The 25,941-nt window shown below is 58.6% G+C and carries 25 protein-coding genes; 19 read left to right on the top strand and 6 right to left on the bottom strand.

The window, feature by feature from the left end; all coding sequences use genetic code 11:
• The first annotated feature begins 7 nt into the window (after positions 1-7).
• From K328_RS22420 to K328_RS0103460, 11 genes are all read left to right on the top strand, one after another.
• Positions 8-607: a hemerythrin domain-containing protein gene (locus tag K328_RS22420; protein ID WP_051284411.1), complete on the top strand. Its 600-nt coding sequence runs from the start codon at positions 8-10 to the stop codon at positions 605-607.
• Between the two features lie 28 nt (positions 608-635).
• Entirely contained in the window at positions 636-2,027 is a 1,392-nt protein-coding gene (gene hemN, locus K328_RS0103505) for an oxygen-independent coproporphyrinogen III oxidase (RefSeq protein ID WP_245577391.1), read from the top strand.
• Between the two features lie 420 nt (positions 2,028-2,447).
• A complete protein-coding gene (gene ccoN / locus K328_RS22415; protein WP_205620622.1) occupies positions 2,448-3,932 on the top strand; it encodes a cytochrome-c oxidase, cbb3-type subunit I in 1,485 nt (494 codons plus the stop codon).
• Between the two features lie 3 nt (positions 3,933-3,935).
• Complete coding sequence (ccoO, locus tag K328_RS0103495; RefSeq protein ID WP_028464783.1) at positions 3,936-4,670, top strand: cytochrome-c oxidase, cbb3-type subunit II; 735 nt, start codon at positions 3,936-3,938, stop codon at positions 4,668-4,670.
• Between the two features lie 12 nt (positions 4,671-4,682).
• Complete coding sequence (locus tag K328_RS0103490) at positions 4,683-4,832, top strand: cbb3-type cytochrome c oxidase subunit 3 (protein ID WP_028464782.1); 150 nt, start codon at positions 4,683-4,685, stop codon at positions 4,830-4,832.
• A 2-nt stretch (positions 4,833-4,834) separates the two neighbouring features.
• Entirely contained in the window at positions 4,835-5,704 is an 870-nt protein-coding gene (gene ccoP, locus K328_RS0103485) for a cytochrome-c oxidase, cbb3-type subunit III (RefSeq protein WP_036553105.1), read from the top strand.
• A 103-nt stretch (positions 5,705-5,807) separates the two neighbouring features.
• Positions 5,808-7,298 (top strand): cytochrome c oxidase accessory protein CcoG, encoded by a 1,491-nt coding sequence (ccoG, locus tag K328_RS0103480; RefSeq protein WP_051284410.1) that lies wholly within the window; start codon positions 5,808-5,810, stop codon positions 7,296-7,298.
• Positions 7,295-7,810: a FixH family protein gene (locus tag K328_RS25560; protein ID WP_084608070.1), complete on the top strand. Its 516-nt coding sequence runs from the start codon at positions 7,295-7,297 to the stop codon at positions 7,808-7,810. Before ccoG ends, K328_RS25560 begins: the two co-directional genes overlap by 4 nt.
• Before the next feature lie 8 nt (positions 7,811-7,818).
• Positions 7,819-10,122, top strand: a complete 2,304-nt coding sequence (locus tag K328_RS22405) for a heavy metal translocating P-type ATPase (protein WP_084608069.1) — start codon at positions 7,819-7,821, stop codon at positions 10,120-10,122.
• Positions 10,109-10,246 carry a cbb3-type cytochrome oxidase assembly protein CcoS gene (ccoS, locus tag K328_RS26265; protein ID WP_084608068.1) on the top strand — a complete coding sequence of 46 codons (138 nt, stop codon included), beginning with the start codon at positions 10,109-10,111 and terminating at the stop codon, positions 10,244-10,246. Before K328_RS22405 ends, ccoS begins: the two co-directional genes overlap by 14 nt.
• 73 nt (positions 10,247-10,319) lie before the next feature.
• Positions 10,320-11,174, top strand: coding sequence for a CE1 family esterase (locus K328_RS0103460; protein WP_156901164.1), 855 nt, complete (start codon positions 10,320-10,322; stop codon positions 11,172-11,174).
• On the opposite strand, the gene K328_RS0103455 is transcribed toward K328_RS0103460, so the two are convergent.
• Positions 11,171-11,953: a DUF2189 domain-containing protein gene (locus K328_RS0103455; RefSeq protein WP_156901163.1), complete on the bottom strand. Its 783-nt coding sequence runs from the start codon at positions 11,951-11,953 to the stop codon at positions 11,171-11,173. The two genes, K328_RS0103460 and K328_RS0103455, sit on opposite strands and share 4 nt — an antisense overlap.
• A gap of 203 nt (positions 11,954-12,156) precedes the next feature.
• On the opposite strand from K328_RS0103455, the gene K328_RS25555 reads away from it, so the two are divergent.
• The 5 genes from K328_RS25555 to K328_RS22395 all read left to right on the top strand — a co-directional run bounded on the left by K328_RS25555 (position 12,157) and on the right by K328_RS22395 (position 16,671).
• Positions 12,157-12,462, top strand: coding sequence for a hypothetical protein (locus K328_RS25555; protein WP_051284405.1), 306 nt, complete (start codon positions 12,157-12,159; stop codon positions 12,460-12,462).
• 117 nt (positions 12,463-12,579) lie between these two features.
• Entirely contained in the window at positions 12,580-14,055 is a 1,476-nt protein-coding gene (locus tag K328_RS0103445) for an ABC transporter substrate-binding protein (RefSeq protein ID WP_028464777.1), read from the top strand.
• A 24-nt stretch (positions 14,056-14,079) separates the two neighbouring features.
• Positions 14,080-15,036 (top strand): ABC transporter permease, encoded by a 957-nt coding sequence (locus K328_RS0103440; protein WP_028464776.1) that lies wholly within the window; start codon positions 14,080-14,082, stop codon positions 15,034-15,036.
• Complete coding sequence (locus K328_RS0103435) at positions 15,029-15,916, top strand: ABC transporter permease (RefSeq protein ID WP_028464775.1); 888 nt, start codon at positions 15,029-15,031, stop codon at positions 15,914-15,916. The genes K328_RS0103440 and K328_RS0103435 overlap by 8 nt, the downstream gene beginning before the upstream one ends.
• Before the next feature lie 125 nt (positions 15,917-16,041).
• Positions 16,042-16,671 carry a class I SAM-dependent methyltransferase gene (locus K328_RS22395; RefSeq protein WP_156901162.1) on the top strand — a complete coding sequence of 210 codons (630 nt, stop codon included), beginning with the start codon at positions 16,042-16,044 and terminating at the stop codon, positions 16,669-16,671.
• A gap of 71 nt (positions 16,672-16,742) precedes the next feature.
• Here the strand turns inward: K328_RS22395 and hspQ are convergent, their stop codons facing one another.
• Positions 16,743-17,072, bottom strand: a complete 330-nt coding sequence (gene hspQ / locus K328_RS0103425; RefSeq protein WP_028464773.1) for a heat shock protein HspQ — start codon at positions 17,070-17,072, stop codon at positions 16,743-16,745.
• 214 nt (positions 17,073-17,286) lie between these two features.
• Between hspQ and K328_RS0103415 the strand changes: the two genes are divergently transcribed.
• Positions 17,287-18,579: an MFS transporter gene (locus K328_RS0103415; RefSeq protein WP_156901161.1), complete on the top strand. Its 1,293-nt coding sequence runs from the start codon at positions 17,287-17,289 to the stop codon at positions 18,577-18,579.
• Positions 18,580-18,599: 20 nt separating this feature from the next.
• On the opposite strand, the gene K328_RS25550 is transcribed toward K328_RS0103415, so the two are convergent.
• Both K328_RS25550 and K328_RS22385 read right to left on the bottom strand, forming a co-directional pair.
• Positions 18,600-20,168, bottom strand: coding sequence for an ATP-binding protein (locus K328_RS25550; RefSeq protein WP_051284400.1), 1,569 nt, complete (start codon positions 20,166-20,168; stop codon positions 18,600-18,602).
• Positions 20,169-20,337: 169 nt separating this feature from the next.
• A complete protein-coding gene (locus K328_RS22385; RefSeq protein ID WP_051284398.1) occupies positions 20,338-21,102 on the bottom strand; it encodes an ATP-binding response regulator in 765 nt (254 codons plus the stop codon).
• 215 nt (positions 21,103-21,317) lie between these two features.
• On the opposite strand from K328_RS22385, the gene K328_RS0103400 reads away from it, so the two are divergent.
• A complete protein-coding gene (locus K328_RS0103400; RefSeq protein ID WP_028464770.1) occupies positions 21,318-21,698 on the top strand; it encodes a response regulator in 381 nt (126 codons plus the stop codon).
• 20 nt (positions 21,699-21,718) lie between these two features.
• Here K328_RS0103400 and K328_RS0103395 read toward each other — a convergent pair whose 3' ends face one another.
• Complete coding sequence (locus tag K328_RS0103395; RefSeq protein ID WP_028464769.1) at positions 21,719-22,096, bottom strand: Hpt domain-containing protein; 378 nt, start codon at positions 22,094-22,096, stop codon at positions 21,719-21,721.
• Between the two features lie 337 nt (positions 22,097-22,433).
• Here K328_RS0103395 and K328_RS0103390 point away from each other — a divergent pair, with 337 nt between their 5' ends.
• Entirely contained in the window at positions 22,434-24,707 is a 2,274-nt protein-coding gene (locus tag K328_RS0103390) for a PAS domain S-box protein (protein WP_028464768.1), read from the top strand.
• A 46-nt stretch (positions 24,708-24,753) separates the two neighbouring features.
• Here the strand turns inward: K328_RS0103390 and spbR are convergent, their stop codons facing one another.
• Positions 24,754-25,920: a SpbR family protein gene (spbR, locus tag K328_RS22380; RefSeq protein ID WP_036553104.1), complete on the bottom strand. Its 1,167-nt coding sequence runs from the start codon at positions 25,918-25,920 to the stop codon at positions 24,754-24,756.
• Positions 25,921-25,941: the final 21 nt, after the last annotated feature.

Genomic DNA, 25,941 nt, shown 5'->3' with positions numbered 1-25,941 from the left:
GGTCGCCGTGCCTAAGATACTGAAAATCCTACAAGAAGATCACCGGCATCACGACATTCTCTTGTCGATCCTTGAGAATCAGGTGAAAGACGCGCACCTCACGGGTGAGCCCGACTATGACATTGTGTCGGCGATCGTCGATTATTTCCTCACCTACCCGGCCGAGTTCCATCACGCTCGCGAAGACAAGATTTACGAAAAGATTGTCGCACGCGACGCCTCTGCCGCAGAAGAAATCGGCCATCTCGACGAAGAGCATGAAGCTTGCGAGGCTTTCATAAAAGCTTTCGCGGCCGCCCTGTCTAATGTCCTCGGCGCCGGCATCATTACCCGCAGCCAGTTCGCGAACGCGGCGCTGGAATTCATCGAGTCCCAGCGTCGGCACATCCGGATGGAGGAAAGCATTTTCTTTCCGACGGCCCTGCGCGTTCTGACAACCGAAGACTGGGCCTCTCTGGACGCCGAGCTTTCCGACACTGCAGATCCGATTTTCGGCAGTCAGAAAGAAGGACAGTTCGAAGCCTTGCGGCAGGAAATCATGGACTGGCAGAGCACACGGGAGCCGGCCAACGACCATGTTCCCGGCGATCACAAGCTGCGCCTCTAGAAACAAACCGGCCCATCAGGCAATTCAGATGAACCAAGAAATGAACATGATGCGCACGGCAGGCGCGACAGGGAATACGCTCCTGCAGAAATATGGAACGCGCAATGTGCCGCGCTATACGAGCTACCCGACGGCTCCGCACTTCCACGAAGGCATCGGTCCGACGACTTACCGGCAATGGCTGGGCGCATTGAGTCCGGACGACTCCTTGTCACTCTACCTGCATGTGCCGTTCTGTAAGGCACTCTGCTGGTATTGCGGCTGCGCCATGCAGGTAGCCCGAAAATACGGGCCTGTTTCTGAATATGCCCGTGTTTTGGAACGGGAAATCGAGACCGTCGCCGGGCACATTCGTCAGCCCGGCACGGTTAGGCATGTGCACTGGGGCGGCGGATCGCCGAACCGGTTGAACGCTCGCGATTTCAGTAGCTTGATGGCAGTTCTGCGCCACCGGTTTCCGTTCGCCGCGGATGCTGAGATCGCCATTGAGATAGATCCACGCAGCCTTGATGACAGTCTCGTCGAAGCCTACGCACTCGCCGGGATCACCCGGGCGAGCCTCGGCTTGCAGGATTTCACCCCCGCCGTACAGACGGCAATCCATCGCGAGCAGTCATTCGAGCTGGTCGAGGATCGCGTCGGCGCACTCCGCGCGGCCGGTATCGGTGCGCTTAATTTCGATCTGATGTACGGGCTGCCATATCAGGGCATATCAGATGCGGTCCGTAGCCTCGAAATGGCTCTGAGCCTGGACCCCAGTCGGGTCGCCGTCTTTGGTTACGCGCACGTTCCATGGATGCGCAAACACCAGAACCTGATACCGACCGAGGCACTTCCAGGCCCGGAGGTCAGGCGGGATCAGGCCGAGGCAATGGCCGACACTTTGGCTGCGGCAGGCTATGTGCAAATCGGTCTCGACCATTTCGCCCGACCGGATGACAGCATGGCAGAAGCAATCGAGGCTGGTGTCCTGAAGCGCAACTTCCAAGGCTACACCACCGACGATGCATCCACACTGATCGGGTTCGGTGCGTCCTCCATCGGCGCCCTGCCCGACGGCTACGTTCAGAACATCGCGGACACGCGGCTTTATGAGGAAAGCGTCAGGGAATCAGGACTGGCGGCCGCCAGGGGCATTGCAGTAAGTGCCGACGACCGGCTGCGCCGGCAGGTTATTGAAAGTCTGATGTGCGACGGTAGGGCGGATATAGCCGCGCTTTGTGCCGATGCCGGATTTGCAGCCAGCGCGCTCCTCGGCGATCAGGCATTTCTTAATGAGATGCAAGCAGATGGCCTCCTGAGCTGGGATGGGCAAATGCTCGAGATTACCCCACACGGACGACCGTATATCCGCGTCGTGGCCGCCTGCTTCGACGCATATCTGCAGGCTGGAAAAGCCCGGCATTCAGGGGCTGTTTGATCCCTGGAGAATCCTCCGGGACTAAAAATGCGGCGCATTGCCGCAGCGCGTTCCGGCCACATGGCCGGTTTGCGCTTTGTGAGAGAGTTTCGGCCTCAGGGCCAGAGGCGACGCAAGAAATTGACCTGGATCAATGTACCCATGGTCGAATGCTTCTAGCGTGCCATTAGCGACCATTCCCGGATACGGAGTGGTCAATCGGGTGTGTTCAGTATCGCGAGGGAAGTCATGAACAGCACACTAACCGCAAACCGCGACAGCGGCGGCGCATGGATCATGGGCGTGTTATTCGCGCTTGGCTCCATCGTCAGTCTGCTTTGGATGGCGAAGGCCGCAAGCCCGGAATTGGCTTTCCACGCCTTCCTGTTCTTTGCATTCTTCACACTTGGCTGCTTCGTGCTGGTGAAACGGCATTACGATATGGCCGAAAGCCCTGCAGTTCCTGTTACTGGTGACGATGTCGGCTATATGGACGGCGTCATCCGTGCCGGGGCCATCGCCTCCACCTTCTGGGGCGTTGTCGGCTTCATCGTTGGCTTGGTGATTGCCCTGCAACTCGCCTTTCCGGTTCTGAATTTCGACCTTCCATGGACGAATTTCGGACGCCTTCGGCCGCTGCACACTTCCGCCGTTATTTTTGCCTTTGGCGGCAACGTGCTGATCATGACCTCCTTCCATGTCGTGCAGCGCACCTGCAAGGCACGCCTCGCGGGCGGCCTCGCACCATGGTTCGTGTTCTGGGGTTATCAGCTGTTCATCGTTCTGGCAGCGACCGGCTACGTGCTCGGCATCACACAGAGCAAGGAATACGCGGAGCCGGAATGGTATGTTGACCTCTGGCTGACCATCGTCTGGGTAGCCTATCTTCTGGTCTTCCTCGGCACTCTCTGGAAGCGCCGCGAGCCGCACATCTATGTCGCGAATTGGTTCTACCTCGCATTCATCATCACCATCGCGATGCTGCATATCGTGAACAATCTCTCCCTGCCGGTTTCCCTTACCGGCGCGAAGAGCTATTCGGCTTTCTCCGGGGTACAGGATGCGCTGACGCAGTGGTGGTACGGCCATAACGCAGTCGGCTTCTTCCTGACCGCCGGCTTCCTCGCCATCATGTACTATTACATCCCGAAGCGGGCGGAGCGCCCGGTCTATTCCTACCGGCTCTCCATCATCCATTTCTGGTCCCTGATCTTCCTTTATATCTGGGCCGGCCCGCACCACCTGCACTACACGGCGCTGCCGGACTGGGCGCAGACTCTCGGCATGACCTTCTCGATCATGCTCTGGATGCCGTCCTGGGGTGGCATGATCAACGGCCTGATGACGCTTTCGGGCGCTTGGGACAAGCTCCGCACCGATCCGGTCCTGCGCATGCTGGTGACCTCCGTCGCCTTCTACGGCATGAGCACCTTCGAAGGCCCGGTGATGTCCATCAAGGCGGTAAACGGCCTCAGCCACTACACTGACTGGACAATTGGTCACGTGCATTCCGGTGCACTTGGCTGGGTCGGCATGGTCAGCTTCGGCGCGCTCTATTGCGTGGTTCCGATCATGTGGAACCGGGAACGGCTCTATTCCCTGCGCCTCGTCGGCTGGCACTTCTGGATCTCGACCATTGGCATCGTGCTCTACATCACGTCGATGTGGGTGTCCGGTATCCTGCAGGGTCTGATGTGGCGGGCATATGACAGCCTCGGCTTCCTGGAATATTCCTTCGTCGAGACCGTTGAAGCCATGCATCCCTTCTATGTGATCCGGGCTCTTGGTGGCGCAGTGTTCGTCGCTGGCTCCCTGGTCATGGCCTACAATCTTTATCGCACCATGCGGGGGGATCTTCGTGATGAAGCTCCGTTCGTGGGAGCGCCAGTGCGCGCGCCCCAGGCTGCGGTCGCGGCGGGAGAATGATCAATGTCGCTTCTCAATAAACACTCTGTCTTCGAGAAGAATTCGATCGTGCTTTGTGTCGGCATTCTGATCACAGTCGCCATCGGCGGCCTGGTTGAAATCGCACCACTCTTCTATCTGGAGAGCACCATCGAGAAGGTGAAGGGCATGCGGCCCTACACCCCGCTGGAGCTGGCGGGACGGAACATCTATATCCGCGAGGGCTGCTACAACTGCCACAGCCAGATGGTGCGGCCGTTCCGGGACGAGGCCGAACGTTATGGCCATTACAGCCTCGCCGCGGAAAGCATGTACGACCACCCGTTCCAGTGGGGCTCCAAGCGGACCGGACCGGACCTCGCCCGGGTCGGTGCCCGTTATTCGGACGACTGGCACGTTGCGCACATGAACAATCCGCGCTCCGTGGTGCCTGAATCGATCATGCCCGGCTATCCATTCCTCGCCGAGCATCCGCTCAAGATCGAGGATCTCGCCGGTCACCTCATCGCCAACCGCGGTGTAGGCGTCCCCTATTCCGACGAAATGATCGAGAAGGCCGTCGAGGACGCTCGCACCCAGGTCAACCCGGATGCGGACGATTTCGATGCCTTCATGGAGCGCTATCCGAAGGCTCAGGTCCGGGACTTCGACGGCAATCCGGAAAAACTGTCCGAGCTTGATGCTCTGATCGCCTATCTCCAGATGCTCGGCACCCTGGTCGATTTCGACCTCTACGCCAAAGACCCGGCGCTCAGGTAGGAGGAGGAACCCATGACATATCAGACTGTTTCCGCCTTCGCGCAATCCTGGGGCCTGGTGTTCCTGGTCGTGATGTTCAGCACTGCCGTCGTCTACGCGCTTTGGCCCGGCAACAAGAACAAGTTCAAGAAAGCCGCGCATTTGCCGCTTGAGGAGGATTGACCGTGGCTCACAATGTTGAAAAAGACGATGTGACCGGCATCGAGACAACCGGTCATGAGTGGGACGGGATCAAGGAGCTCAACAATCCGCTCCCACGCTGGTGGCTCTGGACTTTCTATGCCTGCATTATCTGGGCTGTGGGGTATTGGGTTGTCTATCCGACCTGGCCTCTGATCAGCAGCCATACAAAGGGCATGATCGGCTATTCCTCCCGTCAGGACGTGGTGGACAAGATTGCCGAAGCAAAGGCAGCCCAGGCACAGTATCTCGATCGGATCGAGGTCGCATCGCTGGCAGATATCCGTGCGGATACCGAGTTGCTGAACTTCTCCCTCGCCGGCGGCAAGTCGGCCTTCGCGGTTAATTGCTCCCAGTGCCACGGTCAGGGTGCCCAGGGCTTCGTTGGCTACCCGAACCTGAACGACGATGACTGGATCTGGGGCGGCACGCCGGAAGAGATTTCGGCAACGATCCATTACGGTATCCGCTCCGCTCATGACGACACCCGCTACAGCGTGATGCCTGCCTTCGGCAAGGACGGGCTGCTTGAGCGGCAGCAGATCAATCAGGTGGTTGAATATGTCCTGAAGATCTCGGGGCAGGAGCATGACGAGGCGACCGCATCTGAAGGCCAAACCGTCTTCGCCGAGCAGTGTTCATCCTGCCATGGTGACACAGGTCAGGGTCTGCACGACTTGGGTGCTCCCCGGCTCTCCGATGCGATCTGGCTCTATGGCGGTGATCGCCAGGCCCTGCGCGAGACGGTTACCAATGCCCGCTTCGGCGTGATGCCGGACTGGACCAACCGCCTCGACGAGGCGACCATCAAGCAGCTCGCCATCTATGTCCACTCGCTCGGCGGCGGCGAATAAACCTCGGTTCTCCCGCCGGTTTGCCGGCGGGAGAACATCTCGTACGTGATCCGGGTCCGGCCTTTCCGGTCCCCGTCAGTCAACCGACATACAGGTCACCCCAATGGACCAGGCCAGCCAAGCAGCCAGCCAAGCCAACGTGTCATCGGCAAATGTCGAGACGATCGATGTCGATGCCGTCAACAAGAAAGAGGAACGCTCCCTCTACAAGGCGCGCGTCAAGATCTACCCGAAGCGCGCCAAGGGTGTATTCCGAAAGCTGAAATGGTTGGTCATGGCCGCGACACTGGCGGTCTATTACCTCGCCCCGTGGATCCGCTGGGATCGCGGCCCGAACGCACCCGACCAAGCCATCCTGATCGATTTCCCGGCCCGGCGATTCTATTTCTTCTTCATCGAGATCTGGCCTGAAGAGGTGTATTATCTGACCGGCTTGCTGATCATAGCCGCTCTCGGCCTGTTTCTTGTCACCAGCCTCGCTGGCAGAGTCTGGTGTGGTTATACCTGCCCGCAGACGGTCTGGACCGACCTCTTTATCTGGGTTGAGCGTCTGGTCGAGGGCGACCGCAGTGCCCGCATCCGGCTCGACAAAGCCCCCCTATCCGTTAACAAGATCGCGCGTAAAACCACGAAGCACGTGCTGTGGATCCTGATTGGCATGGCGACCGGTGGCGCCTGGATCTTCTATTTCGCCGACGCGCCGACGCTGCTTGTCGATCTCTTCACCTTTCAGGCCCCGATCGTCGCCTACAGCACCGTCGCGATCCTCGCCGGCTGCACTTATGTTTTCGGCGGCATGATGCGCGAACAGGTTTGCACATACATGTGTCCGTGGCCCCGCATTCAGGGTGCGCTGGTCGACGAGGAATCACTGATCGTCTCCTACAAAGACGACCGTGGCGAGCAGCGCGCGCCATTCCGGAAGAACATGGATTGGGATACACGGGGCGACTGCATCGACTGCAACCAGTGCGTCGCGGTCTGTCCGATGGGCATTGATATCCGTGACGGCCAGCAACTGGAATGCATCCATTGTGCGCTCTGCATCGATGCCTGCGATGAGGTGATGACCCGGATCAACCGGCCACTAAACCTGATTTCCTACGATACCTACGTCAATCACGAGCGGCGCGCGGCGGGGCAGCCGGAGCAGAAACCACGCATCTTCCGCGCCCGGACCGTCATCTATGCGGCCCTGATCGCGATCGTCGGGTTGATCATGCTGGCGGCCCTGATCACCCGGTCTACACTCGACATCAATATCCTGCATGATCGGAACCCGCTGTTTGTGAAACTGTCCGATGGCGGCATCCGGAATGGCTATACGATCAAGATCCTGAACAAGCAGCACGAGATACGACGCTTCGAGATCGCGATTGAGGGACTGGAGAATGCTCTGATCAGCGTTGTCGGTCAGGAAGGTACCAGCGGCCTCACGGTTCCGGCCGATCGTCTCGCCCAGTTCCGGGTTTTCGTTTCCGTCCCGGCGGCCAATGCACCGGACGGCCGGGAAGACTTCAACTTCGTCGTCACCGACCTCGCAGACGGCAACCGCGCCATCAACGACACGGTATTCAGAGGCCCAGAACAATGAGTGACACCCATATGAGCACGCCCATGAAGATCAAAGGCAAACATGTCCTGCTGATGCTGCTCGGCTTCTTCGGCATCGTGATCGCGGTGAACGTCACCTTCGTCATCGTCGCCCTCGATACATGGACTGGGCTGACCAGCCACAAATCCTACCAGGAGGGCCTGACCTACAACGCAGCGATCCGCGGCGCGGAAGCACAGCGGGCGCGTGGCTGGCAGGTGGAGATCGCCTTCGAGCGGGACCAGACGCCCCCCGGGATCATCACCATGTCCGTGTCGGCACGCCTTGCGGACAGCGCGGGCAAGGTGTTGATGCCCACCAGTATCACGCTCGCCTTCCGCCACCCGATCAATGAGAGTTATGACCAACTCGTCACACTCTCCGTGATGGCCGACGGACTTTATGTCGGACAGGCCACCCTTCCCGTTGTGGGCAACTGGGACACACGACTGACCGCCCACATGGCTGACGGAACACCGTTCCGCCAGGACGGAACGCTCTGGATCGAATAGGCACGAGCATGAACGCCACCTCCGACAGCCCAAACGGCACGCAAAGCATCAAGACAGCCCCGCTTGCGAGTTGCTGCGAGATCGCGGCAGCAATGGATCTGGCGGATGACGTCATCCGGCCAGCGGATGTCGGCTCTTATGTCGTTGCCGGTGAAGACGGTATCTCGGACCTGCATCTGATTGTTCGGAACATGCATTGCCCGTCCTGCGTCCGTCAGATCGAGGGCGGCCTCAACGGAAAGCCCGGCGTCCTGGCAGCCAGGCTCAACGCAACGACACGCCGCCTGCATTTGCGTTGGAACGAAGCACAGACAGATGCAGCCTCTCTAGTCGAGGTGCTGGCCGACCTTGGCTATGAAGTAAGCCCCTATGATCCGGTGAAACTCGCCGCCTCGGCCAACACGGACGACAAGGACCTCTTGAAGGCCATGTCGGTCTCCGGATTCGCCGCCGCCAATGTGATGCTGATTTCCGTCGCCGTGTGGGCCGGTCTCGCGCAGGACATGGGCGAAGCGACGCGGGCCCTGATGCACTGGCTGTCCGCACTGATTGCCCTGCCCGCAGTCGCCTATGCCGGACGCCCGTTCTTCCGCTCGGCCCTGTCAGCTGTCTCGCACGGCCGCACCAACATGGATGTGCCGATCTCGCTCGCCGTTCTGCTCGCGTGCGGCATGAGCCTGTTCGAGACCACGCGCGGCGGCGAGCATGTCTATTTCGACGCCGCAGTCAGCCTGCTTTTCTTCCTGCTGATTGGCCGGTTTCTTGATCGCTCACTGCGGCGCAAAGTCGAGTCTGCCGCCCAGAACCTTCTGGCCCTGAGAGCAGTCTCTGCGACCGTCATCAACGCAGACGGCAGCTATATCTCAATGCCGATAGACAGCATCCGCCCCGGGATGAGCGTTGCCGTTGCCGCCGGTGAGCGACTCCCTGTCGACGGCGTGCTGGCCAGCGGTCAGACAGAAATCGACACCTCAATGGTGACAGGCGAAAGCCTGCCGCGACCGACACGGATCGGCGATAAGGTCTTCGCCGGGACAGTCAATGTCGGAGCGCCGGTCACCGTGACCGTGACGGCCACTGACGAAGGCACGCTGCTTTCCGAGATCGTCGGCCTGATGGAAGCCGCCGAGCAGGGCCGAGCCCGCTATGTGCGTCTGGCCGACCGGATGGCGCGCTGGTATGCCCCGGTCGTGCACGGTGTCTCCCTGGCCACCTTCCTCGGCTGGTTCCTGATCGGTGGGATGAGCTGGCAGGGCGCTCTGATGATAGCCATCACAGTTCTCATTGTTACCTGCCCTTGCGCCCTTGGGCTCGCCGTTCCGGCGGTCCAGGCCGGAGCGGTCGGCCGCCTGCTGAAGGCCGGAATCCTGGCGAAGTCCGGGGACGGTCTCGAACGGCTCGCAACCGTCGACACCATAGTTTTCGACAAGACCGGCACCCTCACCCTCGGTCAGCCCGAACTGGTTGACCGGCACGACATCGCGCTCGCTGATCTGAAACGTGCCGCCGCACTGGCCGCCGCCAGCCGCCACCCGCTCTCCCTCGCCCTGCGCCGGGTCGCCGGTCCGGTCGCCGCGCTCCAGTCAGTCGAGGAAATCCCGGGACAGGGCCTCAAGGCCATGGACGGTCAAAGCGAGATCCGTCTTGGCAGGAGGGAATTCGCCGGCATCTCAGGCAATGAGGGCCTCGCCCATGATGGCCCCGAGCTTTGGCTTTCCGAGAATGGACGCCACGTCCAGTTCCGGTTCAACGACACGGTCCGTTCCGACGCGTCAGCCGTGGTTTCCACCCTGCAGCAGGACGGCTATGCAGTGGAACTCCTGTCCGGAGACCGGCAAGACGCGGTGGCCCGGATTGCGAAGGAACTCGGGATTACAACCTGGCGCCATGGCTGCACACCGCAGGACAAGATCGCCCGGCTGGACACTCTCACCGCTCAGGGGCGCCGGGTCTGCATGGTCGGCGACGGACTGAACGATGCTCCCGCGCTCGCCGCCGCCTTTGCCTCGATCTCGCCCGGCACCGCTGCCGACGCAAGCCAGACAGCGGCGGATTTCATCTTTCAGGGCCATCACCTCGCACCGGTTATGGAAAGCCTGAAGACCGCCCGGATCTCCAGAGCGCTGGTGATACAGAATTTCACCCTCGCCCTCGCCTACAATCTGATCGCGGTTCCGGTTGCCGCCGCCGGCTTCGCCACGCCGCTGGTCGCCGCCATCGCCATGTCCTCCTCGTCACTGGTGGTGACGCTGAATGCCCTGCGCATTAAACTCGGCCAGGTCCTGCCGGAGTGTCACAATGACCGCCCTTAGCTTCCTCATCCCTGCCGCCCTGTTTCTCGGACTTATCGGTCTGATTGCCTTTCTCTGGGCCCTCAAGAGCGGCCAGTTCGAGGATCTCGACGGCGCCGCGCACCGCATGCTGGACGACGACTGAGCTATCGTCACAACGTCGTTATTGCGGGATTTCCCGAGTTACAATCTCCTGCAGCCGGGTGACTCTTCCATCCATGAGATGGTCTCAAACCTTTGCTGCATTGATTGCCGCGCTGTTCGTCTTCGCTGGCGTCCCGACCACAATGGCCAACGGTGCTGAGCAGGCGTGCGGACCCGAGGACGCCTGCATTCTTGACGGCGGCAGTTACCACGCGAGGGCGCCTGTCGGCTGGGACGGAGAAAGTCCCCTTCCCGTCCTGATCTATTTCCACGGATACAGACAGACCGGCCGCTTCATCATGGGGATGAAAGCGCTGGCAAAGGCGGCGGATGATGCAGGAGCACTGGTCGTGGCACCGAACGGTATTGACGGGGGCTGGTCCGTGAGGGGCGCTCCCTCCAACAATCGGGATGAAATCGCGTTCGCTGCAGCCATGATCGATGATGTAGCCAGACGCTGGCCCATCGACCGGTCACGTCTCTGGGTTTCCGGCTTCTCTCTCGGCGCATCCATGGCATGGGATATCGCCTGCCTGGCCGGGGATCGCTATGCCGGTTTCTTCCCCGTTTCCGGGGCGTTCTGGCGCCCGCATCCCGTGACCTGCCCGGCAGGGCCGGTCACGATGATCCATGTCCACGGACGCGGGGACAAGATCATGCCGCTAGAGGGCCGAACCATTCGCGGACAATGGCGTCAGGGTGACGTGTTTCAGAGCTTCGAGGTCTTGCGTGCGCATAACCACTGCAAGCTGCCGGACGTCGAACGCACCGGACCGAAGGGCCTGCTTTGCAAGGAATGGAACCACTGCGACGGCGGATCGCGCCTCGCGCTCTGCCTCTATGATGGCGGACACGCCGCTCCGAAGGACTGGTATCCGCGCGCATTTGAATGGCTCAACGGCGCGGCCAAGGCAAAGTCAGCCGGTTAGTCAGGCCTGATCCCGTCAAAAGCACGCCTGTAAGCATGCCATGTCGCATGTCCAATCAGCGGGAAGGTAATCGCCAGTCCGACGAAACAGGTCACAATCCCGACCGCTGTCAGCATCACGATGAGCCAGGCCCATACCAGCATCGGCCAGAGATTCTCCCGTATCATCTTCACGCTTTCCAGAATGGCCGTCACGGCATCCACGTCGCGCACCATTAGAATCGGCACGGAGAACGCCGTAAGCGCAAAGACAGCAGCCGCCAGCACGCCGCCGAAAGCGGTGCCGACAACAAGCAGACCAAGGCCGTCGAACGTGAAGAACAGCATGCTGATGGACTCTTCCAGCCCCGGAAAAGGCTGGGTGCCGAAGAATAGCGCGTAAAGCAGCGTGGCAATGCGAATCCAGATCAAATGCGCCGCCATCAGGATCACCCCCAACGAGGCAAGCTGCGTCGGATTGCGCACCGGCACGAATAGCGCCGTTCTGAGTGATACAGGCTCTCCCGCCTGACGCCGCCGGCTGGTCTCGTAGAGTCCGACTGCCAGCATCGGGCCCATCAACATGAAACCGGCCGAAAGCGGCAGTAGAAGGTGCGGGATATCGAAATAGAAAAGCGCGCCGGCGAGCCCCAGGCTGATGATGGAGAATGCGATCCCGTAGGTCAGGCTGATCGCCGGGCCGGCCAGGATGTCACGCCATCCTGCCGCCAGCCATTCCCAAGGTTCGTCAGGCTCCATCCGGCTGCCATGCGCCTGGATGGTATCCATCGGCACCATCATAATCCTCCGATTTTTCGTGCCCGCTCTCTTTGCATCCCGGCAAAACCGGGTCGTCGTCGCGGCTATATATTCAGCTTCAGTGTCACTCTCAACAATATCGTGAAACAAGACAAAAACATTGATTTGGATCAATGTTTTCTCGTCGCGAACCACGCAAATACATAACCGGCGCCTGTTCCCGGGCCAATGGATTGGCGTTGTTCATGCGCAAACCGATAACAGATGCGGCCGAGGTCTCCATCGAGTTTCCCGACAAGGCGTATCTCGGCTATTTCCATCGAGACGGTACATATGAAGTTGAACGTGAACGCGATGCCATTGCCGTGAAGCTTGTGCATCCGGGGGACGACAAGCGTGTCGCCTCCTTCCATCTTCACGACTACCTCCTGGCGGATGTCCTGTCCGCGACCGCCGACTGCCTCGATAATGCCGAGATAGCGGCGCCGCAGCGGGCCGCACTCGCCGAAGCAGCGGCAAAACTTTCAGCCATTTTGCGAGACCATAGCTAGCCTGACTGGCAGTCCGCCAAAGCATTCCGCATTCCTATTCCTGCTATTGCAGCGCAACAGAGGGCATGTAAGGCTTGCCCCCTTTCGAGCGGTCCGCTTTGAGCAGGGAGACAAACAATGAAAACCAAGCTGTTCGCAGCAGCGTTTCTGGCTGCCGGTCTCGGTATGTCCGGACAGGTCGCCGCCAAGGATAGTCTTACACTCGGCATTGGACTTGAGCCGCCGCATCTGGACCCGACCGCCGGCGCCGCCGCCGCGATTGACGAGGTCGTCTATCAGAACGTGTTCGAGGGCCTGACCCGGATTGGTCCGGATGGCGCTGTACTGCCCGGACTGGCGAAAGAGTGGACCGTCTCCAATGACGGCCTGACCTACAGCTTCGCGCTCCGCGACGGTGTGAAATTCCACGATGGCACGGCATTCGATTCCGCCGACGTTCTGTTCTCGATCAACCGCGCCATGGCGGAAGACAGCACCAACGCCCAGAAAGGCCTTTTTGAGCCGATCGCCAAGGTCGAGGCTCCGAATGCCCAGACCGTGACCATCACCCTGAAGCGTCCGACTGGACATTTCCTGTTCAACCTCGGTTGGGGTGACGTGGTCATGGTCGCGTCCGAGAGCGCGGATACGAACAAGACCAAGCCGGTCGGTACCGGCCCATTCACTTTTGATCGCTGGTCCAAGGGCTCCGAGATCCGCCTGAAGCGGAACGATGCCTATTGGGGCAATGCCGCGAAACTGGTCAAAGTCAGCTTCAAGGTCATGCCGGATGCCGCTTCATCCGCCGCCGCGCTGATGTCCGGCGACATCGACGTCTTCCCGAATTTCGGCGCGCCGGAGCTGCTGGAGCAGTTCCGCGCCGATCCGCGCTTCGAGGTCGTCGTCGGCACCACGGAAGGGGAAACCATCCTTTCCATGAATAATACGAACAAGGCCCTGAGCGACATTCGTGTCCGCCGCGCCATCGCCCATGCCATTAACCGGCAGGCGATCATCGACGGCGCCATGTTCGGCTCCGGCACGCCCATCGGCAGTCATTTCGCCCCGCATCACCCGGCATATGTCGATCTGACCAGTATGTATCCGCACGATCAGGCGAAAGCGAAGGCCCTGCTGGCGGAAGCCGGTTACGCCTCCGGCCTGAAACTGCGCCTGACCCTACCGCCGCCAAGCTATGCCCGCCGTGGCGGTGAAGTGATCGCCGCCCAGCTCGCTGCCGTCGGTATCGAAACGGAGATCATCCCGGTTGAGTGGGCGCAATGGCTGAAGCAGGTGTTCAAGACGACGGATTATGATCTCACCATCGTCTCCCACACCGAGCCGTTCGATATCGGCATCTATGCGCGTGACAGCTACTACTTCAATTACAAGAGCGACCGCTTCAACAAGGTCTATGCAGACCTGACGGAAGCTGTCGATCCGGCCAAGCGGAAAGCGCTGATAGGCGAGGCCCAGAAAGTTCTGGCGGAAGACAGCGTCAACGGCTTCCTGTTCGAGCTGGCCCAGAATGGCGTCTGGAAAAAAGGCATCAAGGGGCTCTGGGCGAACCGTCCAATCCAGGCCAACGACGTGACCGCCGCTTACTGGGAATAACCTGAACCCGCCGGACTTCGTTCCATGCTCGAATTTACCGTGCGGCGCCTGACGGCACTGGCGGCGACCCTCGTGGTCGCCGCCATGATTGTATTCCTCGTCATGGAAGTGCTTCCGGGCGATCCGGCGGAGGTCATGCTTGGCCTGAATGCGCAGCCGGATACGCTCGCAGCCTTGCGGGCACAGATGGGGCTGGACCGCCCGGCTCCCGAACGGTTCGTCTCCTGGATCCTCGCCTTCCTCTCCGGCGATCTGGGCATCAGTTACACCTATGACGTTCCGGTATCCGAGCTCATTGGCGAGCGCATGGTTGTCACCTTGCCGTTGGCCCTGATGGCCATCCTGATCTCGACGCTCATCGCGCTTCCAAGCGGTGTGCTGTCCGCCATGTTCCGGGGCCGTCCGGCCGACACCATCATCATGGGGATCGCCCAGCTTGGCGTCGCGGTGCCGAATTTCTGGTTTGCCATCCTGCTGATCCTGCTTTTCGCCGTTACCCTCGGCTGGACCAGCGCGGGTGGCTTTCCCGGCTTCGAGGACGGCATCCTGCCCGCCCTAGGCTCCCTCCTCCTGCCGGCCATTGCCCTGGCGCTGCCGCAGGCCGCCATTCTGGCCCGCGTCACGCGCTCGTCTGTCATCGACGTACTCGGCGAGGACTACATCCGGACGGCCCGCGCAAAGGGTTTGCCTGGAGGGACTGTTATCTGGCGGCACGCCGTGCGCAACGCGCTCGCCGCCCCGCTGACCATCATGGGCCTGCAATTCAGCTTCCTGCTCGCCGGGACCGTGATCATCGAGAATGTTTTCTACCTGCCAGGTTTGGGCCGCCTGATGTTCCAGGCTATCGCCCAGCGGGACCTGATCGTGGTGAAGGATATCGTCGTTCTCCTTGTCGCCATCGTCATCACTGTGAATTTCATCGTCGACATCCTCTACGCTTGGGCGGATCCGCGTCTCCGGCAGGGTGGCGGCAATGTCTGATATCGCCACCATCGGCTCTATACGCCAACGGACCGGTTTCTGGCGCCGGGCGATTCGTCACCCCGGTTTCCTGATCGGCGGTGCGATCTCCCTGTCAGTCCTACTGATAGCGGCCCTGGCGCTAATCTGGACGCCGTACCCTGTCACCGTGCTGAATATTGCTGAAAAGCTCAGCGCTGCATCGATCGCTCACCCGCTCGGCACGGACCATTTCGGCCGGGACATCCTCTCCATGCTGATGGTCGGCGCAGGTAATTCCGTGGCAGTCGGCCTGGTCGCGGTCGGCCTTGGCATCGGTCTCGGCGGCCCACTCGGCCTCCTCTCGGCAATGCGGCCCGGATTGATCAGCGAAGCCGTGATGCGGGCAAGCGACCTTGCCTTCGCCTTTCCCGCCCTGCTGACAGCCGTGATGATCACAGCGATCTACGGGCCCGGAACCATGAACTCGATCATTGCCATCGGTATCTTCAATGTCCCGGTCTTCGCCCGCCTTACCCGCGGCGTCTCGCTCTCGGTCTGGGAGATGGAATATGTCACAGCCGCGCGCGCTGTTGGCGTGCCTCCCCTGCAGATCGCCCTGCGCCACATGCTGCCCAACATCGCCAGCCCGCTGATCGTGCAAGCGACGATCCAGTTCGCCCTCGCCATCCTGGCCGAGGCCGGTCTCAGCTATCTCGGCCTCGGTACCCAGCCGCCGCAGCCAAGCTGGGGCAAAATGCTGCACGAAGCGCAAACCATGCTCTATTTCGCGCCCATGCTGGCGATTCTCCCCGGAATCTGCATCGCAGTTACCGTGCTGGGCCTGAACCTGCTTGGCGACGGGCTTCGCGATCTGCTCGATCCGAAACTTCGGCGTGCAGCAAAACTGCCAAAGACTTAGAATATCGGGAGGTGTACGGGGGATCAGTCACCGGACGCCGATTTTTCTGCTTTTGGTGCAAGATCGTTGCGCCTATCTATGAATGCTCAAGGTCGATATTCTGGCCTGATTTCAGGGAGTGCTTCATGGGTCTTCGAACAGCCAGAGAGGAAATCTTCTTCCTCTCAAGATGGCTTCGTGCCCCACTCAAGACAGGGTCTGTCCGTCCCAGTGGACGGGACCTGACTCGATTGATCGCCGGCACGGTCGCCGACCTGGCACCTGACGAATGGATCGTCGAGCTCGGCGGCGGAACAGGAGCGGTAACCCGTGCCCTGATTGAGAACGGTATCGCTCCAGACCGCATGGTCGTTCTGGAACGGGATCGGGCTTTGTCCGACTGGCTGCGAAGCGCTTTCCCGGAAGTAACGGTCGTGACCGGGGATGCAGAGCATCTTCGGCGTCATCTTGCATCGAACAATGCGGGCCCAGTTCGGCGGATCGTTTCCAGCCTGCCACTGCTGTCGCTCCCTCGCAGCCAACGCAATGTCATCCTCGCCGAAGCGTTCGCGGTATTGGGGGAAAACGGCTCCCTCATCCAATACAGCTATGGCCCGAGCTGCCCGGTGTCACGGACATTGCGGGATGGCCTCGGGATCAATGCAAAGCATGTCGGCACGGCCTGGCGCAATCTACCGCCTGCCCGGGTGTGGGAATTCAAAAAGCAGGACTCGGAACAAGCAGCCCGCCCGGGGCAACGTCAAAGCGCCGCCTGAACGCCCGCGAGGAAATCCCGCCAATCGCACAAGGATCGGCGGGACCGCCATCAACAAAGTGTGAGATAGATTCAGGCTTCGTGGTGACGAACGAGATAACGGCCGTCATCGAAACCCGTGAATTGCTCTGAAATAGAAGGATGGTTCACCGGACCATTGTCGCTGTCGTCGACCAGATTTTGCTCCGAGACATACGCGACGTAGTAGGTTTCCGGATTCTCGGCAAACAGGTGATAAAACGGCTGATCGCGCCTCGGGCGGCGATCTTCCGGAATGGCGAGATACCAATCTTCGGTGTTGGCAAATTCGGGATCGACATCAAACACAACGCCCCGGAAATCGAACATCTTGTGCCGAACAACCGCGCCGATTCCAAACCTGGCTTCGACTATTTTTACCACGGGCTACCCATTCCATTGTTTTTATTCGCTCTTACGGAACTTGTCCGGAATGTCGAGCAGCGTCAACCGTTGCCGCACGGCAATTGCCCGTTCGGCAGGATAGAGCAATTCCACCAGGAGACGAATATCTGTCTTGTTCTGTGATGTTTTTACCGACAATCTTTGGATAATCGAGCAGATCAGTTCGAAAATAAGAATCATCAGGGAGGTGGAGATGTCCGTCGCGGCAATTCGCGATCAGCTATTCGGCTACCTGAACGATCGCATCTTTTACGGATGGGTCATTCTCTCCGTCGCCGGGCTCGGCATTTTTGTCAGCGGTCCAGGTCAGTCCCACACCTTCAGCGTGTTCATTGACCCGATCAGTAAAGATCTAGGCATCTCAAGTACCGAGATCGCTTCGGCCTACGGGACAGCCACTCTGCTCGCCGCATTCTGCCTGCCATTTACCGGGCGTCTCGTCGACCGTTTCGGTCCCCGCATAATGGCCAGCGTAATCGTCATCCTGCTCGGCTTTGCCTGCCTGTTCTTCGGGGCAGCAGCCAATATGCTGTGGCTCGGGATCGGCTTCGCTTTGTTGCGTTTTTTCGGCCAGGGCTCGCTCATGCTGAGCTGTGCCAACATGACCTCCCAATGGTTCAGCAAGAAACGCGGCTATGCCATGGGCCTCATGGCACTTGGCTTCGCCGCCTCGATGGCGATCCACCCGCGGCTCGGGCAATACCTGATTGACACTGTTGGCTGGCGCCAGGCCTGGACTGTGCTCGGGCTCACGACCTGGATACTGATGCTTCCGGTCATCTGGCTGCTTGTGCACGACAAGCCGGAGCAGAAGGGCCTTTATCCTGACGGCATAGCTCCGGAAAAACAGGCTGGCGATGCAACAGCGCAGACTGAAGCCATACCGGGCCTGTCCCTCAGCGAAGCGCTACGGACACCGACTTTTCACCTGCTGTGGGTCGGAATGGTATCCATCGCCATGCTGGTCACCAGCCTGCATTTCTATCAGGTGAAGATCTTCAGCGCGCAAGGACTGGAAGAACAGGTCGCCGCCTGGATGTTCCCGATCTCTGCCTGCACAATGGTCGCGATGATGCCCTTGGTAGGACGCACGCTCGACAGGATCAAGTCTCGCTACGCTTTCTCCATTGCCTTGATGATCCAGGCCGCAGCCCTGCTCATGGTGACGCAGGTGACCAATGTTCCGACAGCTGTCGCCTATGCCGCCCTGTTCGGCCTTCTGAATGCCTGCAGCATGACGCTCTTCGGCTACGTCTGGCCGCGCTTCTTCGGCCGGGCACATCTCGGGAGCATTCAGGGTGTCGGACAGATGATCGGGGTCGTCGGTGCGTCTATCGGACCGCTACCGATCGGCTATGCGTTCGATCATTTCGGCTCGCCCACCCTGATGATCCAGGGTCTCGCCCTATACCCCGCGGCCTGCGCCGTGCTCGCACTCTTTATCCGCACGCCGGCCGGCGTTCCGGTCGAACCGCATCTGGAGTAGCGGAACAGGAACGGACCGTATCAGGTGAGCGGCTCGATCCGGCTGGCTGGCAGGGTTACGGTAACAGTCGTCCCGACGCCCAGCTGGCTGCTGATCTTCAAGTCGCCACCATGGGATTGGGCAATCGCCTGGGTGAGGTAAAGACCTAGCCCGGCCCCCTCTATCGAACGGCTGTAGGTTTCGTCCGTCGCCTGCTCAAACGGGTTCAGAACACGATCAAGATCACTCTCGCGAATGCCCATTCCGTTGTCTTTCACCTGAAGCACCGCGCCTGCTTCCGGATCAACAGTGAGCCGCAGGGTGATCATGCCGTCCGTATCCGTGAACTTCACGGCGTTGGTCAGCAAATTCATCAGAACCTGACGGATCTGCCGCTCGTCACCGGTAAATCCGACCGACCTCTCCGGAAGCTCCGCCGTAAAGTTTTGCGACTTCTCAGCAAGTTTCGGGCGGATCATGGCGATAGTGGCGGAGACCGAACGGCCAAGGTCAAATAGATCTTCCTTCAGCCCCATCTCTCCCAGCTCTATCCGGGAAACATCGAGAATGTCGTTGATCAATTCAAGGAGATGGGCTCCAGCTGAATGAATATGCTGGACGAACTCGGTATAGCGCTCACTGCCGATCGGCCCGAACATCTCCTTTTGCAGAAGATCTGAAAATCCGATGATGCTGTTTAGCGGAGTCCGCAATTCGTGGCTCATATTGGCAAGAAACTGTGTCTTTGCCAGGCTGGCCAGATCGGCGCGATGCAAAGCCTCTTCAAGCTGCTGCGTTTTATCCGCGACCTTGGTCTGCAGATCACGCGCCTGACGCCGCCGGACAGAAATATCGCGGAACCAGATAATCCGCGCCGCGCACCCTTCAAACTCCAGGGGCCTTCCGGACAATAGTACCCAATGCGTCTCGCCATCGGCCGCCGTGCACTGAACCTCATGATCCGCCAGCCGGGCGCTGAATTCCGGGTCTGTCAGCACAGCTTCAAGATTTTCCGTATTCTCACCAACCGGTTGCGGGCCGGTCTGGGTAAGAGTCTTGATGAAGTCTTCGCCGAGCCAAGTCACAAGGGCCGCGTTAGCGATCAGGCGCCGGTTGTCGTCACAACTCAGGACCAATGCCCCAATAGGACAATCCTCGATCGTCTTACGCAAAACTGCGGCCTTTTCTTCAGCCGCGTCCCGGTTAAATTTTTCAGAGACGTCTGCAACAACTGTTGCCAGCCCTCCTTGCCTCAGCGGTCGGGTGTCGATACGAACAACCCGGCCGGACCGGAGAACTGCCTGCCAATGATCGCTTCCGGAACCAACGGTCATGGAACCGGTCAGTTGTTCGGGGCTAAAACCATTGAGAAATCGCACATCGCCATGGGACGCCTGCAGGGTGTGAACGTCACGCTCTCCCATGCCAAGTGACAACGCATCATCCGGCAAATCGAGCAAAGTGACGATCGAGCGATTGTAAGCACTCAAACGGCCGTCGGAGTTCCATACGACAATACCGTCCCGCGAGGGGTCAGGCGTCACATCGAAGGTGCCATCGATAACCTCTTCAACGGCAACGGCAAGGCTGCTGGTCCAAGTTTGCGTCATTGTCACTCGTTATCGAGAGAAACCTAATTACAGGCGATAGTTTAAAATTTTCGCACTTTCATTAAAACAAGATTGGCAAATATTCCAGCAAAGATGAATCCACCATCCATTAAGTTTTCTTAACTTTTTTTATTTAATTTTTACAATCCGATCGTCCCCTAAGAGGACGTTAGATTAATCCAAGTTTTTGCAAAGCTTCAGCCAGATCATCCCCAAACTCTTTACCTTTACGGACGATAGGAACCGATTCCGGGAGTGCTTGCAGCAATGGGTTGTCTCTGGTGAAGGATGTCAGCAGAGCGCAGGGAATATCTTTCGTCGCCTTCATTGCTTTCAGGGCGCAGATAAGATCCACACCATCCATACCAGGCATGTTGGCCGAAACAAAAACGCAGTCCGGGCGGGTCTGATAAACGTACCCGATACCCTGGATCGACGATTGCACGCCTGTAACGCGATACCCGCAGGCCTCAAGCTCTTTCGTCACAAGCCGTGCTTGCGCGCCGGGCTCCATGATCAGACCAACTTCGACTTCCGTGGCCGTGACATCCGAGACATTGAACCTGGACCGCATCGGAAGGGAGCGGACAACGGTATCGATGGGGCCATCGTTGGAGATCCGGCCATCAATTACATCACCAAGCCGGTCAACGAAAATCCGAACATCAGCAATATTGAGCGGCGCTCCGGAATCCGATGCGGAAATATAATCTTCACAGCGGTGCGCAAGGATTGTCAGGTTCGTGAACCCGAAGGTACCGCCCGATCCTTTCAGCGAATGCACGATACGGGCGAGGTCGACCATTTCGGACGGTTCCAGCTCGCCACGTTCGGCAGCACCATCAAGCATCTTATCGAGCTGGCCTATGCTGTCATTTGCATAGTCCAAAAACTCCTGATGCAACCGCGCCAGATGCTTCTCAAAATCTTCCATCAGCTATCGAGCCTTCCTTTTGCCGTCAAACTGCAGCCTTCCGGGCCGCTCAAATTCATATGGCATGCTTTGCCACTCGTTGGCGAGATGCCAATGCGCTAGAGATTGATCTATAATTTCTAGCCGAATCAATGGCGCCATTGACGCTACGAACTTCACCGCACACAGTCCTTCTGCTCTCCCACGGGCCATGGGAAAAATGGAAAGTAGCGCGCATGATAAAAATTCTGCATGTGGACGATGAAGCCGACATCCGGTCGATCGCCAAATTGACTCTGGAATCCATCGGAGGATTTGACGTTATCTCCTGCGCATCGGGCAAGGACGCCATAGCTGCCGTCGCGGATACCGCGCCAGATCTGATTGTAATGGATGTCATGATGCCTGAGATGGATGGTCCGACTACATTTCTCGCGATTCAGAAAATCCCGGCCGCAAGCCATATACCGGTCATCTTCATGACTGCGAAGACTCAGAAAGACGAGATTGAAGGCCTGATGGAAATTGGGGCTATCGGCGTTATAGCCAAGCCATTCGACCCCATGCAACTGAGCAAAGAGGTCGAGCGTATCTGGAATAGCCGCCCCACCGGATGATTGATTGACGCTCACCATCATCAGAACGGAACAGTACCGATTTCCGGGTCTGCGAACATACGAGTGCTTTCCTCGAAGACAAGAGTCACTGCCGCCGCGAGCTCCTCTTGTCGTGTCGTATCCATATCGTTCACACCTTCGTCCATCAACTGAGCGCAAAGAACTTCGAGCTCTCTCGCTGATTTCGAGACATCGGCATATCCATACGTACCCGAAGAACCTGCGATCGTATGAGCTTCACGCTTGATGAACTCCAGTGCCTCGATAATGTTTTTATCTTCTGACCCGGAGCTGATTTCCGACCAGTTCCGCTCGATCACACCGACACGGCCGCGACAGATTTCGAGAAATTCTTCACGCAGAGACAAGAACGCCTCTCGAAGGTCGCTATCCGTCATTTCCGGTGCGCCATTTTCGTCATTGCAGCCTCTCCATCCGGCGATTCATCGGGTTAGCGTCTTCACCCTTGCCCAACAAACCGCGCGCTGCCTGTATTGTCTTCTTGGGCAACATATTTGACAGCGGTTTAAATCAGGTTAAGGCCGCGCAAAAACACGAGACCATATCGATATCCCGCAGAGTGCCCAACCAAAACGATAACAACGAAGTATTAACTCTCCTATGTCACCGTTCCTCGCTGGCAATTTCCCGGACCATCAGATTTCAAGCGGGATTGAGTACCAAGGCCAGCGATGAAAGCGACGCTTTGTCGCTTGTGCCTGAGATGAGGGCCAGATGGCAGAGTCAGAAACCACCAGCGATGCCCCCTGCAGCGATAGCGACAACATGCTGAAAACGCTCCAGAAACTCGCGAAAGTGCTTTATTGGGAGTGGGATTCAGAGCGGAAAAAGTTCCGGCTTCATGGTGCTGAAACGCTGTCCATTTGGAAGCCCGAAGTACTGCCTGGCGGTGAAATCAACGTATCACTGGTAGCATTGTCCGATCAGGCACTGCTGCGCCGTACGTTCGAGACGATCTTCAATAACGCCGTTCCGGATCCGATTACCTTTGAGGCGCGGGCCGACCAAGAAGCTTCAAGCGTGACCTACATGCTGCGGGCCGAACCGGTGCATGGGAAAACGCGAGCGATTATCCGCGGCATCATCAAGGACGCTTCAGACAACAGGCTTCTGGTAGAACGCGCCCGGTCAGCAGAAGAAAAACTGTTCGACGCGGTCGAAGCTTTGCGAGACGGTTTTGTCATTTTCGATTCAGACGACCGCCTTGTCGTCTGCAACCAGAGATACCGTGATCTTTACAGCAAGTCCGCTCACGTCATCAAACCCGGCGTCACATTTACCGAGATTGTCCGGACAGGACTTGAGGCTGGTGAATATGCCGAGGCCATCGGCCGCGAAGAGGAGTGGTTCGAGGAGCGCCTGGCGATACATCGGGCGTCCGACAAGGACGTCGAACAACAACTGGCGGACGGTCGTTGGCTCCGTATTGCCGAGCGCAAAACTGCGGACGGCGTGCGCATCGGTCTCAGGATCGATATTACCCGACTGAAGGAAAACGAAACCCAACTCAAAGCCACGCTGGCGCGATTACAGAAAAGCGAGCTTGAAGCCCGCCGGTTATCGGTTGTCGTGGACAGAACCAGATCCATGGTCATGATTCTCGATAAGGACGGTCGCCTGGAATGGGTGAATCCCGCTTTCACGGAAATCACCGGGTACAGAATTGAAGAAATTGCCGGCAAAGACCCCCGATCCATCTTGCGCGGGGCTGACACTGACCAAGCGATCATGCAATCCGTCGACACCGAGATTGAGCAGGGAAAGTCGGTCAGCGGCACGATACAGCTTTACAAGAAGAACGGCGTTCCGATCTGGGTGGAATTCGAGCGCCAGCCTATCCGGGACACCGATGGCACAGTCATTCAACAAATGGTCGTCGCGCATGATGTGAGTGAACACGTCACGACCGCCGAAGTCCTCGCCGAACGCGCGGAGTCCATCCGCGCGATCCTCGATACAGTGGTGGATGCCATCATCACGATCGACAGCGATGGCGTTATCCTCACCTTCAACCCGGCAGCCGAACGCATGTTCGGCATCAGGCGCAAAGATGCTCTTGGGAAAAACGTCAGTATCCTCATGTCCGGGCAGCACCACACAAATCACCCGCGCTATATCGCTAGCTATTTGACCGGCCATACAAAGAACGTGATTGGAAAGAACAGGGAGTTCACCGCGATAAAATCGGACGGAACCGTTTTTCCGATCGAACTCGCGGTCGGTGAAATGTTCGTCGGCACCAGCCTCCGGTTTGTCGGCATTATTCGAGACATTTCGGAGCGCAAAGAGCTTGAACGCATCAAGCGAGAGTTCATTTCCACCGTCAGTCACGAATTGAAAACACCGCTGACCTCGATCACAGGCGCCCTCGGGCTTACACGCAGCGGCGTTATAGGCCCGCTGACCGAGAAGATGCAGGAAGTCATCGATATCGCGTACCGTAATAGTGAGCGTCTCGGCGTGCTGGTGACTGATATTCTGGACGTCGAGAAAATTGATGCCGGCCAGATGTCTTACGATATACAGCAGACCAATATCGAGCAGTTGATTTCTGACTGCGTTGTCAGCATGCAGGCCTACTCCATAAAGTTCGGCGTCAGTCTCAAGATCTGTAAAACAGCCGAAGATCCGCTTTTCAAAGGTGACGCAAACCGCATCACTCAGGTCATTACAAACCTGATATCAAACGGGATCAAATTCTCCAAATCCGGCCAACAGGTCGAAATCAGATCCGAAAGCACGGCAGACACCCTAACCTTTTCGGTCACGGATCACGGGGAAGGTATTCCCGAGGAATTGCAGGAACGGATATTCACACGATTTTTCCGGGTGGACAGTGCCGATGACAGGCACAGCAGCGGCACCGGCCTGGGGCTGAGCATCTGCCAGCCAATTATAGAGGCTCATGGCGGCACGATATCTGTCGAAAGCAGCCCCGGTGCAGGATCGACCTTCACAGTCCGCATTTCACGAAACGCGGATACCTGAGAAAGCTAATTTCCAGAGGTGGCTACTGACGCCACATCAACCGGCTTCAGTGCAGGTGCTCGCGTGCCTCGGCCGTGCTTGAGGTCAAGGCAGTCAGCCGCTTCAGCAGATAATCGACATCTTCCTCAGTAAGACCGAAATCATCCGTCTCGAACGCGGTCAGCAGACGTTCCAGCACCTTGAGGCTGAACCGCTCCCTGTCGCTCTCCAGTCCGTCATAATCGGTATCGCGCATCACATCGATTGCCTTGCGCAGCACCGGGAAAGAGCGTTTCGGCAGCCCGGATCGCTCGAACAGCGCCTTCAATCCGCGATTACCTTCATCGTCGAACAGCTTCTGTGCATTTAACAACGGCACAGATGCCAGTTCAGCTAGTGCTGCCTGGGCAAAGGAAAGGTCACCGAGGCAAGCAGCGCGGACAACAATTGACTCCGTAAGGCGGCCATTGCGATGCAATTCGGCGACGAGGTCTTCGACCTTCTGCGCGCCTGCCCCGTTTGAAACAAGACTCAGCGTCGCGTTCTCACGCGCTTCCAGAAGCAAGTCGGTCGCAATGTTTGCCGGCAGATCGTGATGCTTCACGAGATGCTCACGCAAGCGATCCGATACGATAGATACCAAGCGCTCCGAAATTCCCACCGGCAGTGTCGAACGGTTCACCAACCCGTCCTGGATATTCTCATCGTCACCGAACCGGTCGATCGCCTTCTTGAAACCACTTTCGGAAATCGTAGCCCCTTCATTGCGCACGAGTGTTTCAACGACCGTCTGGTTTCCTTTGTCGATCAAGGTCTCGGCAACAGCCTCCGGAACGTTCTCACGCCGGGCAATTGCCGATTGCTTCATTTCATCCGTCGCGGATGCGATCTCGATCAGATCTTCCTCGCGCAGCACCTCGGAAAATTCGAGGACCGGCATTGCGACCGATTCCACGTCTTTTGCCAGAAGCAGCGCTACATCATGCGGCAGGTCTTTCGCAGACTTGGCCTCACGGGCAAGTGCTTCACGAACCCTTCGTTCCGCATCGCGCGCCATGACCCGGAGAATCTCCTGGGCCATCGGCAATTCCGTGGCGGAAAAGCTGGATGCAGAAAGTTGCCCCGCGACCTTGGCTACCGTCGCAGCGCGATTATCGGCCGAAGGATCTTTCAGCAGAGATTGCACATCAGCCGCTGAGAGTGCCCCACCGCCATTGTCACCAGAGCTCACCATGCGCTTCCTCACATCTCGCTG

Source organism: Nisaea denitrificans DSM 18348, assembly GCF_000426505.1.
Lineage (GTDB): Bacteria > Pseudomonadota > Alphaproteobacteria > Thalassobaculales > Thalassobaculaceae > Nisaea > Nisaea denitrificans.
This window is presented reverse-complemented; position numbering and strand designations above follow the sequence as displayed.

Coding starts and splice junctions, on each gene's coding strand:
- K328_RS0103455 (WP_156901163.1), bottom strand. CDS start 11,953: ATGATGGTGCCGATGGATACCATCCAGGCGCATGGCAGCCGGATGGAG.
- K328_RS0103415 (WP_156901161.1), top strand. CDS start 17,287: ATGTCCGTCGCGGCAATTCGCGATCAGCTATTCGGCTACCTGAACGAT.
- K328_RS0103445 (WP_028464777.1), top strand. CDS start 12,580: ATGAAAACCAAGCTGTTCGCAGCAGCGTTTCTGGCTGCCGGTCTCGGT.
- K328_RS0103460 (WP_156901164.1), top strand. CDS start 10,320: ATGAGATGGTCTCAAACCTTTGCTGCATTGATTGCCGCGCTGTTCGTC.
- K328_RS22385 (WP_051284398.1), bottom strand. CDS start 21,102: ATGGAAGATTTTGAGAAGCATCTGGCGCGGTTGCATCAGGAGTTTTTG.
- K328_RS0103395 (WP_028464769.1), bottom strand. CDS start 22,096: ATGACGGATAGCGACCTTCGAGAGGCGTTCTTGTCTCTGCGTGAAGAA.
- K328_RS25560 (WP_084608070.1), top strand. CDS start 7,295: ATGAGTGACACCCATATGAGCACGCCCATGAAGATCAAAGGCAAACAT.
- ccoO (WP_028464783.1), top strand. CDS start 3,936: ATGTCGCTTCTCAATAAACACTCTGTCTTCGAGAAGAATTCGATCGTG.
- K328_RS25550 (WP_051284400.1), bottom strand. CDS start 20,168: ATGACGCAAACTTGGACCAGCAGCCTTGCCGTTGCCGTTGAAGAGGTT.
- hemN (WP_245577391.1), top strand. CDS start 636: ATGAACCAAGAAATGAACATGATGCGCACGGCAGGCGCGACAGGGAAT.
- K328_RS0103400 (WP_028464770.1), top strand. CDS start 21,318: ATGATAAAAATTCTGCATGTGGACGATGAAGCCGACATCCGGTCGATC.
- K328_RS0103440 (WP_028464776.1), top strand. CDS start 14,080: ATGCTCGAATTTACCGTGCGGCGCCTGACGGCACTGGCGGCGACCCTC.
- K328_RS0103390 (WP_028464768.1), top strand. CDS start 22,434: ATGGCAGAGTCAGAAACCACCAGCGATGCCCCCTGCAGCGATAGCGAC.
- K328_RS25555 (WP_051284405.1), top strand. CDS start 12,157: ATGCGCAAACCGATAACAGATGCGGCCGAGGTCTCCATCGAGTTTCCC.
- K328_RS22405 (WP_084608069.1), top strand. CDS start 7,819: ATGAACGCCACCTCCGACAGCCCAAACGGCACGCAAAGCATCAAGACA.
- ccoS (WP_084608068.1), top strand. CDS start 10,109: ATGACCGCCCTTAGCTTCCTCATCCCTGCCGCCCTGTTTCTCGGACTT.
- K328_RS22395 (WP_156901162.1), top strand. CDS start 16,042: ATGGGTCTTCGAACAGCCAGAGAGGAAATCTTCTTCCTCTCAAGATGG.
- K328_RS0103490 (WP_028464782.1), top strand. CDS start 4,683: ATGACATATCAGACTGTTTCCGCCTTCGCGCAATCCTGGGGCCTGGTG.
- ccoG (WP_051284410.1), top strand. CDS start 5,808: ATGGACCAGGCCAGCCAAGCAGCCAGCCAAGCCAACGTGTCATCGGCA.
- ccoN (WP_205620622.1), top strand. CDS start 2,448: ATGGCCGAAAGCCCTGCAGTTCCTGTTACTGGTGACGATGTCGGCTAT.
- K328_RS0103435 (WP_028464775.1), top strand. CDS start 15,029: ATGTCTGATATCGCCACCATCGGCTCTATACGCCAACGGACCGGTTTC.
- spbR (WP_036553104.1), bottom strand. CDS start 25,920: ATGGTGAGCTCTGGTGACAATGGCGGTGGGGCACTCTCAGCGGCTGAT.